General features: G+C 64.7%; 13 protein-coding genes, 2 tRNA genes and 1 pseudogene. 5 read left to right on the forward strand and 11 right to left on the reverse strand.

The genetic code is table 11. From position 1 onward, the window contains the following. Nucleotides 1-2 precede the first annotated feature (2 nt). On the reverse strand, nucleotides 3-218 hold the full coding sequence (locus B4E96_RS10150) for a hypothetical protein (protein WP_170273832.1): 216 nt from the start codon (nucleotides 216-218) through the stop codon (nucleotides 3-5). A gap of 361 nt (nucleotides 219-579) precedes the next feature. On the opposite strand from B4E96_RS10150, the gene B4E96_RS10155 reads away from it, so the two are divergent. From B4E96_RS10155 to B4E96_RS10175, 5 genes and pseudogenes are all read left to right on the forward strand, one after another. Next, nucleotides 580-2,049, forward strand: coding sequence for a GntP family permease (locus B4E96_RS10155; protein WP_259832511.1), 1,470 nt, complete (start codon nucleotides 580-582; stop codon nucleotides 2,047-2,049). 2 nt (nucleotides 2,050-2,051) lie between these two features. Continuing rightward, nucleotides 2,052-3,392, forward strand: coding sequence for a four-carbon acid sugar kinase family protein (locus B4E96_RS10160; RefSeq protein WP_170273830.1), 1,341 nt, complete (start codon nucleotides 2,052-2,054; stop codon nucleotides 3,390-3,392). Between the two features lie 8 nt (nucleotides 3,393-3,400). Further along, nucleotides 3,401-4,450 carry a 4-hydroxythreonine-4-phosphate dehydrogenase PdxA gene (gene pdxA / locus B4E96_RS10165; protein WP_170273829.1) on the forward strand — a complete coding sequence of 350 codons (1,050 nt, stop codon included), beginning with the start codon at nucleotides 3,401-3,403 and terminating at the stop codon, nucleotides 4,448-4,450. An 86-nt stretch (nucleotides 4,451-4,536) separates the two neighbouring features. Next, nucleotides 4,537-4,677 (forward strand): annotated as a pseudogene (locus B4E96_RS10170) (DeoR family transcriptional regulator); the annotation flags it as partial. A gap of 45 nt (nucleotides 4,678-4,722) precedes the next feature. Beyond that, nucleotides 4,723-5,283 carry a DeoR/GlpR family DNA-binding transcription regulator gene (locus B4E96_RS10175; RefSeq protein WP_239557297.1) on the forward strand — a complete coding sequence of 187 codons (561 nt, stop codon included), beginning with the start codon at nucleotides 4,723-4,725 and terminating at the stop codon, nucleotides 5,281-5,283. A 100-nt stretch (nucleotides 5,284-5,383) separates the two neighbouring features. Here B4E96_RS10175 and B4E96_RS10180 read toward each other — a convergent pair. The 10 genes from B4E96_RS10180 to dnaA form a co-directional block, all read right to left on the reverse strand. After that, a tRNA-Ala gene (locus B4E96_RS10180) sits at nucleotides 5,384-5,459 on the reverse strand. 168 nt (nucleotides 5,460-5,627) lie between these two features. Then, nucleotides 5,628-5,701 (reverse strand) — tRNA-Ile (locus B4E96_RS10185). Between the two features lie 131 nt (nucleotides 5,702-5,832). After that, nucleotides 5,833-6,639, reverse strand: a complete 807-nt coding sequence (locus B4E96_RS10190; protein WP_102162516.1) for a DUF3566 domain-containing protein — start codon at nucleotides 6,637-6,639, stop codon at nucleotides 5,833-5,835. Then, nucleotides 6,636-9,203: a DNA gyrase subunit A gene (gene gyrA, locus B4E96_RS10195; protein ID WP_286957577.1), complete on the reverse strand. Its 2,568-nt coding sequence runs from the start codon at nucleotides 9,201-9,203 to the stop codon at nucleotides 6,636-6,638. The genes B4E96_RS10190 and gyrA overlap by 4 nt, the downstream gene beginning before the upstream one ends. 182 nt (nucleotides 9,204-9,385) lie before the next feature. After that, complete coding sequence (gyrB, locus tag B4E96_RS10200) at nucleotides 9,386-11,383, reverse strand: DNA topoisomerase (ATP-hydrolyzing) subunit B (protein WP_286957449.1); 1,998 nt, start codon at nucleotides 11,381-11,383, stop codon at nucleotides 9,386-9,388. Between the two features lie 189 nt (nucleotides 11,384-11,572). After that, nucleotides 11,573-12,319 carry a M50 family metallopeptidase gene (locus B4E96_RS10205; RefSeq protein ID WP_286957450.1) on the reverse strand — a complete coding sequence of 249 codons (747 nt, stop codon included), beginning with the start codon at nucleotides 12,317-12,319 and terminating at the stop codon, nucleotides 11,573-11,575. A gap of 13 nt (nucleotides 12,320-12,332) precedes the next feature. Next, a complete protein-coding gene (locus tag B4E96_RS10210; protein ID WP_286957451.1) occupies nucleotides 12,333-12,851 on the reverse strand; it encodes a DUF721 domain-containing protein in 519 nt (172 codons plus the stop codon). Further along, the gene (gene recF / locus B4E96_RS10215; RefSeq protein WP_286957453.1) at nucleotides 12,838-13,986 is read right to left on the reverse strand and encodes a DNA replication/repair protein RecF; all 1,149 of its coding nucleotides are present in this window, start codon (nucleotides 13,984-13,986) and stop codon (nucleotides 12,838-12,840) included. The genes B4E96_RS10210 and recF overlap by 14 nt, the downstream gene beginning before the upstream one ends. Then, nucleotides 13,986-15,131: a DNA polymerase III subunit beta gene (gene dnaN, locus B4E96_RS10220; protein ID WP_243743405.1), complete on the reverse strand. Its 1,146-nt coding sequence runs from the start codon at nucleotides 15,129-15,131 to the stop codon at nucleotides 13,986-13,988. The genes recF and dnaN overlap by 1 nt, the downstream gene beginning before the upstream one ends. Before the next feature lie 539 nt (nucleotides 15,132-15,670). Continuing rightward, the gene (dnaA, locus tag B4E96_RS10225; protein WP_102162546.1) at nucleotides 15,671-17,203 is read right to left on the reverse strand and encodes a chromosomal replication initiator protein DnaA; all 1,533 of its coding nucleotides are present in this window, start codon (nucleotides 17,201-17,203) and stop codon (nucleotides 15,671-15,673) included. Nucleotides 17,204-17,365 lie beyond the last annotated feature (162 nt).

The following is a 17,365-nucleotide window of genomic DNA, read 5'->3' on the forward strand; positions in this document are numbered from 1 at the left end:
GCTCAGTCCTCCAATCCACGGCCGAGCGCGCAGCCGAGGCGGTTGGCCGGATTCGAGGCCTCACCACCATCGGAGTCGGAGGTGCGGAAGCCGGTGGCTTCGGTGATGGGCCGGTTTTCGGCAGCATGGCCGGGTGCGGCACTGAGCAGTACTGCGGATCCGAGGACTGCTGCGCCGGATGCGAACAGTGAGCGGCGGGAGAACGTATTCGTGTCCATGCACACGACGTTAGACACGGTGAGATTGCCCGACAATCCCGCGTTGGTGCTACGACGATCGTTGTATCTGCGGCGTTTCTGATGGTTTGGCCTGGGCGAATGAAGAGGGTCAGGAAAGGACGGCCAGCATGAGCATTTCCCTGCTGCCCGGATGTCGCATGCGCCTCGCCACGTGCGCGCAGAACATGCTGCAGTCTCATGCGCAGATTGAGCAGCTGATTGCATGACTACTTGCTTTACCGATCACGAACATGCATGCTTTCATCAACACGCTTCGACGACGTTGCTCCACCTGTCTTTCTGCGTGACTGTGTTTCTTTCTGTGTGACTGTGTTCGCGCCCGATTCTTAGGAGACCGCCCATGGATGCGCGGCTGATTCTGGCCCTCTTGCTCGGCATCGCCACAATCGTCTTTCTCGTATTGCGCACTCGGCTGGATGCCTTCATCGCTCTGCTGATAGCAGCGCTGGTCACCGGCCTGGTGGCCGGGCAGGAGATGCTCGGTGTCGTGGACTCCGTGACGACTGGCTTCGGCAACACGCTGGCCAGCATCGGAATCGTCATCGGACTCGGTGTTGCGGTCGGAAAGATCTTGGAGGTCTCAGGGGCCGCCGATGCACTGGCACGAGCCTTCCTTCGGGGATTCGGCAAAGGCAGAGAACCCTGGGCGATGAGCACTGTCGGGTCCCTTGTCTCGGTCCCGGTCTTCTGCGACTCCGGCTTCGTGATCATGAACCCTCTGGCCCGCTCGATTGCACGAGTCAAGCGGGGCGGATATGTCACTCTCTGCCTCGCCCTCGGCTGCGGTATGACACTCACCCACCACATGGTGCCGCCGACACCCGGCCCGCTCGCCGTCACCGGCCTTCTCGGGGCAGACCTCGGTGCGGTCATCCTGACCGGCGGCATCTTCACGATCATCCTTCTGCCCGTCGTGGTGTTCTACGCCAGGTGGATGGGCCCTAAGCTCGAATCGCAGGTCGTCCCCGAGGTCGCTGCAGAGGTCTACGGCGAGAATCACGACGTGAAACTTGCCGAGAACGGCGGAGAAGACGTTGCATCTCACCTCGACGCGATCAAGACCTATCGGTCTGAGGACTACCTCGGTGAGACCCCGGCAGGTCGCAAGCCGCACCGCATCAATGCGGCTCTCGGTTCTCTTCCGCTTCTCGTTCCGCTCCTGCTGATTGTGGCCAACACTGTGACCTCGGCTATCGACAAATCGGCCACGGGTCAGATCAATGCTGAAGAGTATGCTGCCTCCGACTGGGTCAAACCGCTCCTCTTTCTTGGAAATCCTGTGGTCGCGCTGATCATCGGCATCATTTTGGCGGTCTACGTTCTGCTCCCCCGGTGGACGCCGCGGAAGAAGACACACGCCTGGCTGGCTCAGGCCGCCGAATCCGCAGGCCTGATTCTCCTCATCACCGGTGCTGGCGGAGGTTTCGGCCAGGTGCTGAGAGACTCTGGGGTCGGTGACGCTTTAGCCGAGGCCATCGCCGGCATGGCGCTGCCTGCGTTCCTCATCCCGTTCCTTATCGCTTCCATGGTGCGAATCGCTCAGGGCTCCGGAACCGTGGCCATGATCACCGCTGCCTCTGTCACCGCCCCGCTCGTTGATTCCTTGGGAGTCTCTCCTCTCATCGCAGTCATGGCATGTGTCTGCGGTTCGATGGTCTTCTCCTACTTCAACGACTCCTACTTCTGGGTTGTCACACGGTTCACGGGGCTGACCGGCACTGCCGCTCTCAAAGGCTGGTCGGGTATCACCACCGCCGTCTGGCTCGGATCGATCCCACTGCTCTTCCTGGCAAACCTGCTCATCGGGTGACCATGACACGCATACTCGTCGTCGCGGACGACCTCACCGGAGGCAACGGCTGTGCTGCGGGCTTCGCACGCTCGGGCCTGCGCGCCGCAAATGTGCACCTGGGACTGCCTCCGGACGAACTCACTGGCCTGCTTGACACCTACGACGTCCTTGTCGTCACGACAGACTCGCGCCATCTGCCGCCTGCAGATGCTGAAGAGACGGTGCGCGGCGTCGTCGCAGCAGCGTGGCCCGCAGACCTCATCTGCTCACGTGCAGACTCGACGCTGCGCGGCAACTTCGGCGCGGAAGCTCAAGCCGTCCTCGCGGCTGTCCGGGAACGTGGTCGTCAGGCTGTCGGTCTGTGTATGCCGGCGTTTCCTCAAGCCGACAGGCAGACCGTCGACGGGCTGCAACTCATGGCCGGCAAGCGGCTGGAAGACACCGAACTCGCTCATGATGTACGCGCACCCGTCGACAACTCCTCCGTCGAGGCCGCGCTGCAGCGCAGCACTGAGCTGCGCACAGCAGTGATAGGACTGGCCGAGGTCACCGGGTCATGGGACGCGCTAGTCGCACGATTCCGTGCAGTTCTCGACGATGGTGTCGATGTCGTCGTCGCAGACGCACTCACTGATGAACACCTCAAGCGGACAGCCGAAGCGGCGGTGGCAGCAGACCCCCGCGTCATGTGGGTGGGGATCGACCCCGGACCAGGCACCCTCGCCATTGCCCACGCTCTCGAAACCAAGCCGACTGGAGGGAGCCTTCCGCTGCTGGCGATTGCCGGCTCAGCGACTGAACTCACGCAGCTTCAGCTGAGACAGCTGTCTGAAACGCGCCCCGTCCACCTTGTCCGCCCTGTTCTCGACAGCAACCGGCCCGTTCCGGACATCTCGTCCACCATCGCCGAGGTCTCAACAGCACTCGAAAACGCTGGCCCCGGGAACATCGTGCTCCTCGCCTCGGTGCTTGAGGAGTCGGACATCCTAGAGCTGACGGCGGAGGAGGCTGAGGAGGTCCCCAGGCGCATTGGCCGAATCACCGCCGGTGTACTCGCGACTGCCCGCATCTCAGGCGATCCAGCCGCCGGCCCGTGCGTTGGAGGTCTCTACACCACAGGTGGCGACATCACCGCCGCAGTGCTTTCCGCTCTGGGGGCCGCAGGCATTGAAGTCCATGAAGAAGTCGTCCCGCTCGCCGCAGCCGGCGTTGTCATCGGCGGAGAGTTCGCGGGCCTGCCGATCGTCACAAAAGGCGGGCTGGTCGGCGGCCCCGACACCGCTGTCGCATGTCTTGACCATCTATCCGCTATGGTTCGCGCACAAGACCGCTTGTACAAGTCCGGTTCTCGAGAAGATTAGGAAAAACCATGACCTCGAATACCCCCGTTCTCGCTGTCACCGTCGGAGATCCAGTCGGCATCGGGCCTGAGATCACCGCAGCGGTACTGCACGAGTTCTCGACCGACAGCTCTCAGCACGGCATCGCCGTCGCCGACCTTGCCGTCATGGAGAAGGCGGTCAAGGTGCTCAACCTCGATGCCGAGGTCCGGGCGGTGTCGTCATGGGACACCGCTCCGGGCGGCGAAGGCGTCATAGATGTCTTCGACATCGAGGTTCTCGGCTCCCAGATTCCCGAATGGGGCAGAGTAGACGAAAGGGCCGGACGAGCAGCCGTCACCGCAATCGAGGTGGCAACGGAAGCTGCACTGAATCAAGAGGTTTCCGGTATCGTCACCGGCCCCATCAATAAGGAAGCGGTGTGGAAGACAGGGTCCAAGCACCTCGGTCATACCGAAATGCTCGGTGAGCTCACTGGGGTCACCAAGCAGGACACGATGTTCGTTGTCGAGAAAACCCATCAGCCCGGACACAAGATGCAGGTGTTCTTCGCTACCCGCCATATGTCACTGCGCAAAGCTCTCGACGCAATCAACATCGACAACCAGGTCGGCTCAATCATGCGAGCCCATCGTGCACTCGAAGTCTACGGTGTGGCGGAACCTCGTCTGGCGACCGCCGCCATCAATCCTCATGGTGGCGAAAACGGTGCGTTTGGTGATGAAGAGATCGAGATCCTCTCCCCAGCCATTGAAGAGGTCCGCTCACGCGGCTTGGATGTGGCGGGCCCGATCCCAGCCGATTCCGTGTTCCACCATGGGCTGTTGGGTCGCTATGACGGGATTCTCTCTCAGTATCACGATCAAGGTCATATCGCTGCGAAGACGTTCGACTTCGATGGGACCATCAGCGTCACTGTTGGACTCCCCATCCTGCGCACATCTGTCGACCATGGCACCGCTTTCGATATCGCCGGCACCGGAAAAGCCGACCCGGGCACAATGCGGTCTGCGTACCGTGCGGCGATCGGCTATGCACCGCATGTCGAAGCGATCCGCGCCGAGTACTTGCCCCGCTGACGAGCCTGGATGCGGTTTGCGCCATTCGTATGAGAAGAGCGTTGGGAGAACCGATGAATCCACGTGAGGCGACTCGCGACAGACGCATGGAAGTTGTGCGACTAGTCCGTTCGGGAATCAATCGTGTCGAGGCTCTGGCCGAGAGACTGTCGACGTCGACGTCCACTATCCGCCGTGATCTCTCCGCGCTTGAGAGAACCGGACAGCTCGCAAGAACCTACGGCGGTGCTACGAGCCTGGCCCCTTACCAGGAGAGAGCGCTGGCGGAGCGGATGTCGATGAATACCCGTGCCAAGGCGGCAATCGGGTCCGTGGCCGCATCGCTCGTGCCGCCCGGTGCCACAATCTTCGTAGACGCAGGTTCCACGACGGCTCACCTCATCGACAACCTCCGCGGCAGCTCTGGTCTCACCGTGGTCACCAGAGGTCTCGAGATCGCTCTTTCTCTGGCCGAAGAAGACGGCATCGACGTCATCGTGGTCGGGGGGCATCTGTCGCGCAATTCCCACGGCACCGCTGGAGCGCTCGCGTCGGATGCACTCAGGCGCTTCACTTTCGACGTCTCCTTCCTGGGCGCCGACGCGGTCGATCCGCGCGATGGCGTAGGCGAACCGACTGTTGAGGAGGCTCTCACCAAAGAACAGGTGGCGCAGCGATCGAGTCGAACGGCTGTGTTGGCCGACTCCTCAAAGCTCGAAGCCCGTCAGGTACCGGCCTGGGCGACCCTTCCGACCGGGTGGACGCTCATCACAGATGCTCGCGACAAGAAGATCGTGAAAGCCTTCGAGAACGCGGGTGTGTCTGTCACATCGGTGACCTCCCAGCGGAGCTGAGATCCCGCTGGAGGCTACCGGAACGATGACGCGAGCCATCAGCCCCAGAACAAAAAGAAATCTCGGGACATCGAGTGAACGATGTCCCGAGACTTCACAATGGTGGAGGTAAGGGGACTCGAACCCCTAACCCTCTGCTTGCAAAGCAGATGCGCTACCAATTGCGCCATACCCCCAAGCGTGGCTCCATTCTACACCTGGTCAGTGTAGGACGACCACTGTTCGTGCTGCCGGCGGCGGTTGCCCCGGAACACCACCAGCACTCCTGCAAGAGCAGAGAGGACGCCGGTCAGCGTCAACCACTTCTTCACGTCATCTCCCGATGTCCGTTTCGAATGATTGCGTGGGCCTAAGAGGACTTGAACCTCTGACCTCTTCGTTATCAGCGAAGCGCTCTAACCGCCTGAGCTATAGGCCCGTGTGGGATGACCCGAGGAACCAATATACACACTGCCCCCGGTCAGTGCAAAATCGGCTTCTCCCCCGCAATGCAAAGGCCGGCACGACGCTCACTGCGCCGCACCGGCCCGTGCTGAGAAGAGGTGCCGATCAGTCGTCGGTGAGCTTGAGGTGGAAACCGCCGACGAGCGTCGAACCGATGTTGTACAGGAACGCGAACAGCGTCGACAGCGCGGTCATCAGCACCATGTTCACCAGCGCGAGGATGACGGCGAAGGACAGCACGCGCCCAAGGCTGAACATGCCGATGACCTTGTCAGCACCCTCGGTGCCAGCCAGCTCGGTCAGCGTCGACTGGATGCCGCTGAGCGTACCGGTGGCCTGCAGCACCAGCCAGAGAACGAGGGCTGCGATGACGGTGGCGATGCCGATCGCCAGCGACAGCAGGAACGACATCTTCATGACCGACCACGGATCGACGGTGGCGACGGTGAGCCGCACGGTGCGCGGGCCCTTCTTCTTCGTCTTCCCACTCATCCGCACCGGTCCAGCCGAGGCGCGCACGGAGCCGTCGGCCTTGGCCGCCTGCTCCTCCGGGACGCCGGCGATGCGCGCGGTGCCCGAGGGCCCGGAACCGGAGGATTCCGCGCTGCGGGGGCCTGATCCGGTCGTCTGGATCGGACCCGAACCCACTGCCGAGGCGGCGGTCCCGCTGGAATTGCTGCCCGCCTCGGTCCCGGAGCCGGCCTTGAGCCGGGTGGTGCCGGCCTTGACGCTGCGCGGCTTGCCCTCTCCGCTGCCGGGGCGCTTGCCGCCGGAGACGGCGGTGCTCGTCGTCGTCTTCGCCGTGCCCGAGGCGGCGGTCTCGGAGTTCTTGCCCTTGCCGCTGGCAGACAGGCGGGTCGAGCCGGACGAGGCCCGGATCACCTTGGCGGGTTTCTGTTCGCTGTCAGTCATGCTTGTCCTTCATCCTCGCGCGCCACCTCTGCGGCTTCGGCTGCTGCCTCGGCCTCAGCATCGACCGGGGTTTCGGCTTCGTCCTCGACGACCTTCTCCGGGCCGCGGGTGACGGCGATGATGCGATCGTTCTTTCCCGGTTTCGCAAATACTACTCCCATAGTATTGCGTCCCTTGGCCGGAACCTCGTCGATCGAGGACCGGACCACCTTACCGCGCTCCATGACGACGAGCACTTCCTCACCGTCGGAGACGATGAGCCCGCCGACCAGGTCGCCGCGCTGTTCGGTGATCTTGGCGACCTTGATGCCGTAGCCGCCGCGGCCCTGCACGCGGTACTCCTCGATCGGGGTGCGCTTGGCGAATCCGGCTTCGGTGACGACGAAGACGTAGCTGTCCGGGGTCATGACGTCCATGGTCAGCAGCTGGTCGTCGTCCTTGAACTTCATGCCGGTCACACCCGAGGTGGCGCGGCCGATCGGCCGGATCGACTCATCGCTGGCCTTGAACCGGATCGACATGCCCTTCCGCGAGACGAGCAGGAGGTCGTCTTCGGGTGAGACGAGGCGGGCGGAGACGAGCTCATCGGGCACGCCGGGGGTGATCTCGCGCAGGTTGATCGCGATGACCCCGCCGGTGCGGTTGGAGTCGTACTCGGCCAGGCGGGTCTTCTTCACCAGGCCACTCTTCGTAGCCAGGGCGAGGTAGTCTGCCTCATCGTAGTCGCGGATCGACAGCACCTGGGCGATCGTCTCATCCGGTTGCAGCGCCAGCAGGTTCGCCACGTGCTGGCCCTTGGCGTCACGGGATCCCTCGGGCAGCTCGTAGGCCTTCGCACGGTAGACCCGGCCGGTGTTGGTGAAGAACAGCAGCCAGTTGTGCGTCGAGGTGACGAAGAAGTGGTCGACGACGTCGTCGCCGCGCAGCCGCGCACCGGTGATGCCCTTGCCGCCACGATGCTGAGCACGGTAGAGCGCCGACTGGGTGCGCTTGGCGTATCCGCCGCGGGTGATGGTGACGACGACCTCCTCTTCGGGGATGAGGTCCTCCATCGAGACGTCCCCGTCGAAGCCGGCGTGGATCCGGGTGCGGCGGTCATCGCCGTAGCGATCGACGATGTCCTGCAGCTCCTCGGAGACGATCTCGCGCTGCCGGGCCGGGGTGTTGAGGATGTGGTGGTATTCCTTGATGAGCTCCTCGATCTTCTTGGCCTCTTCTTCGATCTTGAGGCGTTCGAGAGCGGCCAGGCGGCGCAGCTGCAGGTCGAGGATCGCGTTGGCCTGGATCTCGTCGACATCGAGCAGCTCCATCAGTCCGCTGCGCGCCTCATCGGACGACGGTGAGCGGCGGATCAGCGCGATGACCTCGTCGAGGGCGTTGAGGGCCTTGAGGTAGCCGCGCAGGATGTGGGCGCGCTCCTCGGCCTTCTTCAGGCGGAACTTGGTGCGCCGGACGATGACGTCGATCTGGTGCTTGACCCACAGGCGCAGGAACGAGTCGATCGACAGGGTGCGCGGCACATTGTCGACCAGGGCGAGCATATTGGCCGAGAAGTTCTCCTGCAGCGAGGTGTGCTTGTACAGGTTATTCAGCACGACCTTGGCCACGGCGTCACGCTTGAGCACGATGACCAGCCGCTGGCCGACACGGCCGGAGGACTCATCGCGCAGGTCGGCGATGCCGGCGACCTTGCCGTCCTTGACGTAGGAGGCGATCTTGGTGGCCAGCGAGTCGGGGTTGACGAGGTAGGGCAGCTCCGTGACGACGAGGCAGGTCCGTCCCTGGATCTCCTCGACCTCGACGACGGCGCGCTGGGTGATCGACCCGCGGCCGGTGCGGTAGGCGTCGTCGATGCCCTTGCGGCCGAGGATGGTCGCGCCGTTGGGGAAGTCGGGACCCTGCACGATGCCGAGGATCGCCTCGAGGGCTTCGTCCTTCTCCGCCTCGGGGTTGGCCAGCAGCCATTGGGCGGCTTTGGCGACCTCGCGCAGATTGTGCGGTGGGATGTTCGTCGCCATGCCCACGGCGATGCCGGCCGAGCCGTTGACGAGCAGGTTGGGGAACCGGGCAGGCAGGTAGACCGGCTCGGTGTTGCGCCCGTCGTAGTTGTCCTGGAAGTCGACGGTGTCCTCTTCGATGTCGCGGACCATCTCCATGGCCAGCGGCGCCATCCGGCACTCGGTGTATCGCGGGGCTGCGGCACCGTCGTCGCCGGCGGAGCCGAAGTTGCCCTGCCCGGAGATGAGCGGGTAGCGCAGCGACCACGGCTGCACGAGGCGCACGAGCGCATCGTAGATCGCCGTGTCGCCGTGCGGGTGGTAGTGGCCCATGACATCGCCGACGACGCGCGAGCACTTGTTGAAGGACCGGTCCGGCCGGTAGCCGCCGTCGTACATCGCGTAGAGCACGCGGCGGTGGACGGGCTTGAGGCCGTCGCGCACATCCGGCAGCGCACGCCCGACGATGACGCTCATCGCGTAGTCGAGGTAGGAGCGCTGCATCTCCAGATTGAGGTCGACCTTCTCGACGCGGGCGGCGACGGGGGTGCCGGTCTCCGGGGAGATCACGGGGCCGTCCTCGGGCTGCTGGTCGCCTGGCTGGGTGTTGTCAGTGTCATCGGCCACGGGGCTGTTTACCTCTTGTATTCGTCAGTCGTGTGCAGAAATTCTTCAGTGGCGTCCGGCCTGCTGCGCCGCTCCCGAGGCGGTGGGCGCCTGGGCTGCCGGCGGCAGGCCGGGCCGGTGGGTCAGATGTCGAGGAACCGGACGTCCTTGGCGTTCTCCTGGATGAACTGGCGGCGGGATTCGACATCCTCACCCATGAGCACGGCGAAGATCTCATCGGCCTTCATCGCGTCATCGAGGGTGACCTGCTTGAGCAGCCGGTAGTCCGGGTTCATCGTCGTGTCCCACAGTTCGCTGTAGTTCATCTCGCCCAGGCCCTTGTAGCGCTGGATCGCCTGATCCTTCGGCAGCCGCTTGCCCGAGGCGCGGCCGTCGGTGAGCAGGGCGTCGCGCTCCCGGTCGGAGTAGGCGTATTCGTGTTCGGCGTTCGACCACTTGATCCGGTACAGCGGCGGGGTCGCCAGGTAGACATAGCCGTGCTCGACCAGCGGGCGCATGTAGCGGAAGATGAGCGTCAGCAGCAGCGTGGCGATGTGCTGGCCGTCGACATCAGCGTCGGCCATCAGCACGATCTTGTGATAGCGCAGCTTGTCGAGGTCGAACTCCTCGCCGATGCCGGTGCCGAAGGCGGTGATGAGCGACTGGACCTCCTGGTTGCCCAGGGCGCGGTCGAGGCGGGCCTTCTCGACGTTGAGGATCTTGCCGCGGATCGGCAGGATCGCCTGGTGGATCGCGTCGCGGCCCTGCAGCGCCGAACCGCCGGCGGAGTCGCCCTCGACGATGAAGATCTCCGAGACCGTCGGGTCCTTCGACTGGCAGTCGCGCAGCTTGCCGGGCATCCCGGAGGATTCGAGCAGGCCCTTGCGGCGGGTGGCCTCGCGAGCCTTGCGGGCGGCCATCCGGGCCTGGGAGGCCTGGATCGCCTTGCGCACGACCTCCTTGGCCTGGGCCGGGTTGGATTCGAGCCAGTGGCCGAGCTCATCGCGGACGATGCGCTGGACGAAGGTCTTGGCTTCGGAGTTGCCCAGCTTCGTCTTCGTCTGGCCTTCGAACTGCGGTTCGCCGAGCTTGACGGACACGATGGCGGTCAGGCCCTCGCGGACGTCGTCGCCGGTGAGGTTGGCGTCCTTCTCGCGCAGCAGCTTCTGCTCGCGGGCATAGGCGTTGATGAGGCTGGTGAGTGCGGTGCGGAAGCCCTCTTCGTGCGTGCCGCCCTCGTGGGTGTTGATGGTGTTGGCATAGGTGTGGACTGACTCGGCATAGGAGCTCGTCCACTGCATGGCCACTTCGAGGGCGATCTGCTGCTCGGTGTCCTCAGCTTCGAAGGCGATGACGTCCTCGTGGACGACTTCGGTCTTCTTCGTCGACGTCAGGTGCTTGACGTAGTCGAGCAGGCCGTTCTCGTAGAAGTAGGTGACGCTGCGCGGCTTGACCTCGGCGGTGTCCTCGGCTTCGAGCTGGACGTCCTCGTCGTCGACCTCCTCAGCCCGCTCATCGGTCAGCGAGATCTTCAGGCCCTTGTTGAGGAAGGCCATCTGCTGGAACCGGGAGCGCAGCACCTCGAAGGAGAACTCGGTGGTGTCGAAGATCTCCGGGTCGGGCCAGAAGGTGATGATGGTGCCGGTCTTGTCGGTCGCCTCCCCTTCGGTGACCTCACCGGTCGGCACGCCGCGGCGGTAGTCCTGGCGCCAGACCTTGCCGTCGCGGTGGACCTCGGCGTCGAGCCGCTCGGACAGGGCGTTGACGACCGAGGATCCCACGCCGTGCAGGCCGCCGGAGACGGCATAGCCGCCGCCGCCGAACTTGCCGCCGGCGTGCAGGATCGTCAGCACGACCTGCAGCGTCGGGATTCCCTCGGTCGGGTGCATGGCCACCGGGATGCCGCGGCCGTTGTCGGTGACCTGAACGGAGCCGTCGGCGCGGATGACGACCTCGATGTGGTCGCAGTATCCGGCGAGTGCCTCATCGACGGAGTTGTCGACGATCTCGTAGACAAGGTGGTGCAGGCCGCGTTCGGAGGTGGAGCCGATGTACATGCCAGGCCGTTTGCGAACCGCTTCGAGTCCCTCGAGAACGGTGATATCACCGGCATCGTATTCCCGGTTCTCCTCAGTAGCCATGAGTCTCCTTGTCGCAGTTGAACAACCCTGTTCATTCTACCTGCTCGCGCGGCGAGATTATGCCCTGCGCGGCCCGCAATCGGCCTTTTTCCATGTTTTCAGGCCTGCAAACGTACTCCGACTCGTCTCAGGGGCTCTCAGCGGCTCTCAACGCGGTCTGCGGACTCGGTCTGGGCGCTCGATTTCAGCTCAGCCCAGGACCTGGAGATGGTGCCACACACCCCAGGCGCTCAGGGCGGTGAATCCGGTCATCGCCAGGAGCATGAGCACGATCCATACGCCTGCCGGCACGCGGGTGGCGCGGGCGAGGATCGCGGCATCGGACTGGCCGCGATCGCCCCGGGCGTGGGCACCGAGCAGGTTGCCGAAGGCCTTCCATGCCCCGAGCAGCAGGAACAGCCCCGCGCCGAGCGCGGCATAGGAGGCGATGACCGGTGGCGCCCAGAACACGAGCAACCCGGCGATCACGGCGGTGAGTGCGGTGACGGCCACGGCGAGGAACCCGCGCATGAAGACCAGCGAGATGATCAGCAGCACGGCAGCTGCTGCCAGGGCTGGGGCGGGATAGCCGAAGAGGGCGGCGAAGATGAGCAGGGAGCCGATGAGTGCCGGTGCCGGATATCCCCAGAAGGTCATCCACGGCGCCGAGGTGCCGGTCCCGCGGGAGAGCGCGAGGCCGGATTGGTCAGGTGAGATGCGGATCGCCAGTGCCCGGCGGCCGAGCATGAGGCCGGCGAAGCCGTGCCCGAGTTCGTGGACGACGGTGACGATGAGGCCGGTGATCCGCCACATGCCGCGCGGGATGACGAGCACGGCGGCGATGATCGCGCCGATGAGCAGGAAGATGAGTGTGCCGTGGGCCGGCGGGGTGTGGGCGCTCAGCCGCTCGAGCAGCTCGCCGGTGCGCGTCTGGGCAAGGAGGATGGTGGCAGGCATATCGGTGTGGAGTCTATCCGTAGGTGTCTCGAGGACCCCGACCTCTGACTGAGCGTCTGCCGTGTTTCCACGACCGCTGCACCGGGCCGATGATCTCGATGTCGTCGATGATGCGGCGGCCGAGTTCGCGTTCGAACCGATCGAGCAGCTGGCTGCGCAGGATCGTCAGCTGAGTCGCCCACGTCGTCGAGGAGGCGCGGATGACGAGCACCGGCGGATCGAACTTCTCCGGAGTGCAGTGGGCGGCGACGTTCTTGCCGACGAGCTCGTCCCAGCGGCCGAGCACCGCGCCCACATCGAGGTTGTTCGTCCAGCCCTGGGTCTTCACCAGCGCCTTGAGGCTGGCATCGAGCGGCTGCGGATCGCGCGGGTCCGGCCGGGCGGAGGTGTAGGCGATCTCGGCTCGCCGCATTCCGGCCAGGCTGCGGCGCGGCCCGCGCGACAGCGGCCGGAACTCGGAATCAGCCATCCGCCTGATCCGGTCGAGGGCCTCCAGGCTCGCGACGGGCACGAGGTGCTCAGGACTGCTCATCGGCTCCCGCCTCGGCGACGTGTGCGGGCAGATCGACGATGCGCCCGCTGAGATTGTCTGGGATGTCGCCAGCGACGGCGGCGGTGATGAGCACCTGTTCGGCCCCGTCGACCCGCTCGGCGAGCCGGCGGCGGCGATCGGCGTCGAGTTCGGCGAAGACGTCATCGAGCACGAGCACCGGCTGATCGTCCGGCGCTCCGTCCTCACCGCTGAGCAGCTCCCAGCCGGCCAGCTGCAGGGCCAGGGCCAGTGACCAGGACTCTCCGTGTGAGGCGTACCCTTTGGCCGGCACTCCCCCGATGAGCAGCTCGACGTCATCGCGCTGGGCTCCGACGAGGGTGAGCCCGCGCTCGATCTCAACGCGGCGGCGCTGGGCGAGCCCGGCGACGACCACCTCGGCGGCGGCACGCGCATCGTCGATGCCGCGGTAGTCGAGTCGTGAGATGTATTCGAGGTCGACCTGCTGGCGGGCCTCGGCGGCACCGGAGGCGATGTGGGCGAAGGCGGCGGTGACCGGTGCGCGCAGCTCTTCGAGCAGCTGCCGGCGGCCGAGGACGAGCTGCGCGTTGGCCTCGGCGAATGCCTCATCCCAGATGTCGAGGGTGGCCTCGAGACCGGGATCGCGGTTGGAGCGCAGGCTCTTGAGCAGCGCGTTGCGCTGACGCAGGGCCCGTTGGTGATCTACGATGACCCCGGCGAAGCGCGGCTGGCGGGCGATGAGCAGGTCATCGAGGTACTGGCGGCGCTCGGCCGGATCGCCCTTGACGAGGGCGAGATTCTCCGGGGCGAAGACGACGGCGTGGACGAGGCCGAGGACATCGCGGGCGCGCACCGGTGAGCGGTTGATGCGGGCAAGGTTGGCACCCTTGGACCGGATCGTGACCTCGAGGGTGACCTGGCGGGGCCCGCGGTGGGCGAGAGCTGAGATCGTCGCCTGCTCGGCACCGGTGCGCACGAGCGGCTGATCGCCGGCGACCCGGTGGGAGCGCAGGGCTGCGAGGTAGCCGATCGATTCGACGAGATTCGTCTTCCCCCAGCCGTTGGGTGCGACGAAGGTCGTCACACCCGGCTGCAGATCAAGGCTGAGCTGCGGGTAGGAGCGGAAGTCGCGGAGAAGAAGTCTCGAAACCCACATCAGAACCGCATGACCGGCATGAGCAGGTAGCGGTAGGAGGTGTCGAGTTCGCTGTCGGCTTCGTCCTGGCCGGAGATGACGACCGGCTTCTTCGGCTCGGTCATGGAGAACCGGACGTAGGGCTTGTCGATGGCGGCCAGGCCCTCGGCGATGAAGTGCGGGTTGAAGCCGGTGGAGATGTCCTCACCGCTGATGTCGACCGGCAGCGATTCGCTGGCCTGGGCGTCGTCGCCGGCGCCGGCGCGCAGGGTGAGTGCACCGTCGGCGAACTCGAACTTGATCGGGGTGTTGCGCTCGGCGACGAGGCTGACGCGGCGCACGGCCTCACGCAGCGTGGCGGTCTCGCACACGGCGGTGATGGCGACGTCCTTGGGGAACAGCGAGCGGACCTTCGGGTAGTCGCCCTCGACGAGCAGAGAGGTGGTGACCCTGCCGTTGGCGGAGAAGGCCAGCATCTCCTTGCCACCGGATTCGGCCAGGGCGATCTCGACGTCCCCGCCCATCGCCTTCGCGGCGTCTGAGAGGGTCCGGCCCCTGACCAGGGCCGTGGCCGAGAAGTCCGGTCGGCGCGGGTTCCAGGTGAATTCGCGCACGGCCAGGCGGTAGCGGTCGGTGGCCAGCAGGGTGATCGTCTCGCCTTCGATCTCGACGCGGACCGAGGTGAGGATCGGCAGCGTGTCGTCCTTGGAGGTGGCGATGGTGGCCTGGGAGACGGCGTGCTGGAAGTCGCTGGAGGCGACCATGCCCGAAGTCTCGGGGATCTCCGGCAGGGCCGGGTACTCCTCGACGGGCATCGTCATGAGTGCGAACCGGGAGGAACCGCAGGTCAGGGACACCTTGTTGTCCTGCTGCTCGAGGATCACCGGCTGGTTCGGCAGCGCCTTGGCGATCTCGGCGAGCAGCCGGCCGGAGACGAGCACGGTGCCGGCGGATTCGACCTCAGCGGCGATCTCGGCACGCGAGGAGACCTCGTAGTCGAAGACGGCCAACTGCACCGAGCCGCTGGCATCGGCGGTGATGAGGATACCGGTGAGGACGGGAACAGCGGGACGCTGTGGGAGGCTCTTGGTCGCCCAGGTGACAGCCTCGGCCAGGACGTCGCGATCGACTTTGAACTTCACGGGCTGCGCTGCGTCGGTGTTCACGGTTCTCCTGCGGTATCGAGGGTGCTGGCCGGTGTGGTGAATGGTCTTCTGCCGTGCCCTGGATGCGGACACGACAGCGCACTGAAACTTTACACCGGGCTATCGGCGTGGGCAATTGCATGGAGGCCGAAATCGTGCTTGACCAGGAGCTTTGTCATTGCTGCCGTGCGAAGCACCATGTCACACCGCAGTCAGCATGTCACTCCCCTGTCCGGTCGTTCGCTCATCCACAGCCCGCCGAGCGATGACCGGTGCGCTTCGGAAGCTCGATGGATGAATAGGCAGTCGTGTCAGTAGCACCTGTGGATCCTGTGTAATCACATCGATGTCATCGAGCATCCAGGCGGTCGAGGTCCGATTCAGCCCGGTGGATGAGCTGTTGACAAACTGCACACGGCGCTCCACACCCTGTAAATCACACCGATGTGCTTCCACACGCGTCCACCGACGACCCGGAATCGTACACCGGTCGCACCCCGGTGTGAACCCCCTTACACACAGACTTTTCCACAGCTGTGAAGATCGTGTTCTGTGTCGTTTCAGAGACGGTGCTGCTGTTTGATGCGGTTTGTCAGTTCGGTGACCTGCGTGTAGAGATTGCGCCGCTCGGCCATCTGCGTGCGGATCTTCTTGTTGGCATGCATGACTGTCGTGTGGTCACGGCCGCCGAACTCCTGGCCGATCTTCGGCAGCGACAGATCAGTGAGCTCACGGCACAGGTACATCGCGATCTGCCGGGCAGTCGTCAGCGTCCGTGACCGGCTCGAGCCGCACAGATCCTCGAGCGTGAGCCCGAAGTACGCCGCGGTCTGGCCCATGATGTCGGTCGCGGTGATCTCCGGGGTGTCCTCATGGGTGATGTAGTCCTTAAGCACCGTCTCAGCCAGGGACATGTCGATCTCCTGGTCGTTGAGATTGGCGAAAGCCGTCAGCCGCACGAGCGCGCCCTCGAGTTCGCGGATGTTCGAGGACACCCGCGAGGCGATGTACTCCAGAACGTTGTCAGGCACCTGCAGGCCCTCGGCGATCGACTTGTTGCGCAGAATCGCAAACCGGGTCTCGAGGTCCGGCGGCTGCACATCGGTCAGCAGCCCCCACTCGAAGCGCGAGCGCAGCCGCTCCTCAAAGCCCTTGAGCATCTTCGGCGGCTGGTCGGAGGTGATGACGACCTGCTTGTGCTCGTTGTGCAGGGCGTTGAAGGTATGGAAGAACTCCTCGACGGTGGCGTCCTTGCCCTGCAGGAACTGGATGTCATCAATCATGAGGATGTCGACTTCGCGGTACCGGCGCTGGAACTTCGGGCGCAGCGAACCAGACGTCGAGGAGCCGATGGTGTTGATGAAGTCGTTGACGAACTCCTCGCTGGAGACGTATTTGACCCGGATATTCGGGTAGAGCTGCGCGGCGTAGTGCCCGATCGCATGCAGCAGGTGGGTTTTGCCCAGTCCCGAATCGCCGTAGATGAACAGCGGGTTGTAGGCCTTGGCCGGCGATTCGGCCACGGCGAAGGCAGCGGCGTGGGCGAAGCGGTTCGACGAGCCGATGACGAAGGTGTCGAAGGTGTACTTCTCATTCAGCTGGCTTACTCCCCCGGCCTGGTCTTCCGGGGCAGGTGTGAGCACCTGTTCGATGGCTGCGTCGTCGATCTCATCGCTGGTCGCAGCGGCAGTCTCCGTGCCCGAGGCGGTGGGCGCGTTGGCAGTCGGAGCGGTTGGGGTGGCCGGCCCCGTGGGTTCGGCAGGGGAAGTCTCAGCTGGGGTTTCGCCGGGGCTCTCGCGGGTGGCCAGCGGCGGATCGAGATCCGGTTCGATCGCAATGGCGAAGCTGACATCGTGACCGAGGACGGAGGAGAACTCGGCCGCCAGCGGCTCGCGGAGGTTCCGCTCGAGGGTGGAGCGGGTGAGGTCATCGCGGACTGAGAGGACCACGAGATTGTCCCCGACCATTGCCTTGGGCACTGCCAGCTGCAGGAAGCCCTTCTGCTGGGCTGTGATCGTCGGGTCGTTCAGCAGATTCGCCAGCACCGTGTGCCAGGTGGTCAGCAGGTGCTCGGTGTCCGTGTTCTCGGGCATGAACACTCCCTCCTCAGCTGTGGATAACAAGGGGACATCACTTCCACATAGTTTTCCACAGACGGTGGAAAAAAACGACAAAGGTGCCGGAATCATCCACATCGGTGGAGAAACGTGTGGAAAATACATCGTTGTGAGTTGTGGACGTGGTTGTTCATGGCA

The organism is Brevibacterium sp. UBA7493, assembly GCF_002479565.1.
In the GTDB taxonomy this organism is placed as follows: domain Bacteria; phylum Actinomycetota; class Actinomycetes; order Actinomycetales; family Brevibacteriaceae; genus Brevibacterium; species Brevibacterium luteolum.

Excerpts from the sequence above, each read along its gene's own strand:
- B4E96_RS10175 (WP_239557297.1), top strand. The coding sequence starts at position 4,723 with ATGTCGATGAATACCCGTGCCAAGGCGGCAATCGGGTCCGTGGCCGCA.
- B4E96_RS10150 (WP_170273832.1), bottom strand. The coding sequence starts at position 218 with ATGGACACGAATACGTTCTCCCGCCGCTCACTGTTCGCATCCGGCGCA.
- recF (WP_286957453.1), bottom strand. The coding sequence starts at position 13,986 with ATGTGGGTTTCGAGACTTCTTCTCCGCGACTTCCGCTCCTACCCGCAG.
- gyrB (WP_286957449.1), bottom strand. The coding sequence starts at position 11,383 with ATGGCTACTGAGGAGAACCGGGAATACGATGCCGGTGATATCACCGTT.
- B4E96_RS10160 (WP_170273830.1), top strand. The coding sequence starts at position 2,052 with ATGACACGCATACTCGTCGTCGCGGACGACCTCACCGGAGGCAACGGC.
- B4E96_RS10190 (WP_102162516.1), bottom strand. The coding sequence starts at position 6,639 with ATGACTGACAGCGAACAGAAACCCGCCAAGGTGATCCGGGCCTCGTCC.
- pdxA (WP_170273829.1), top strand. The coding sequence starts at position 3,401 with ATGACCTCGAATACCCCCGTTCTCGCTGTCACCGTCGGAGATCCAGTC.
- B4E96_RS10210 (WP_286957451.1), bottom strand. The coding sequence starts at position 12,851 with ATGAGCAGTCCTGAGCACCTCGTGCCCGTCGCGAGCCTGGAGGCCCTC.
- dnaA (WP_102162546.1), bottom strand. The coding sequence starts at position 17,203 with ATGCCCGAGAACACGGACACCGAGCACCTGCTGACCACCTGGCACACG.
- B4E96_RS10205 (WP_286957450.1), bottom strand. The coding sequence starts at position 12,319 with ATGCCTGCCACCATCCTCCTTGCCCAGACGCGCACCGGCGAGCTGCTC.
- B4E96_RS10155 (WP_259832511.1), top strand. The coding sequence starts at position 580 with ATGGATGCGCGGCTGATTCTGGCCCTCTTGCTCGGCATCGCCACAATC.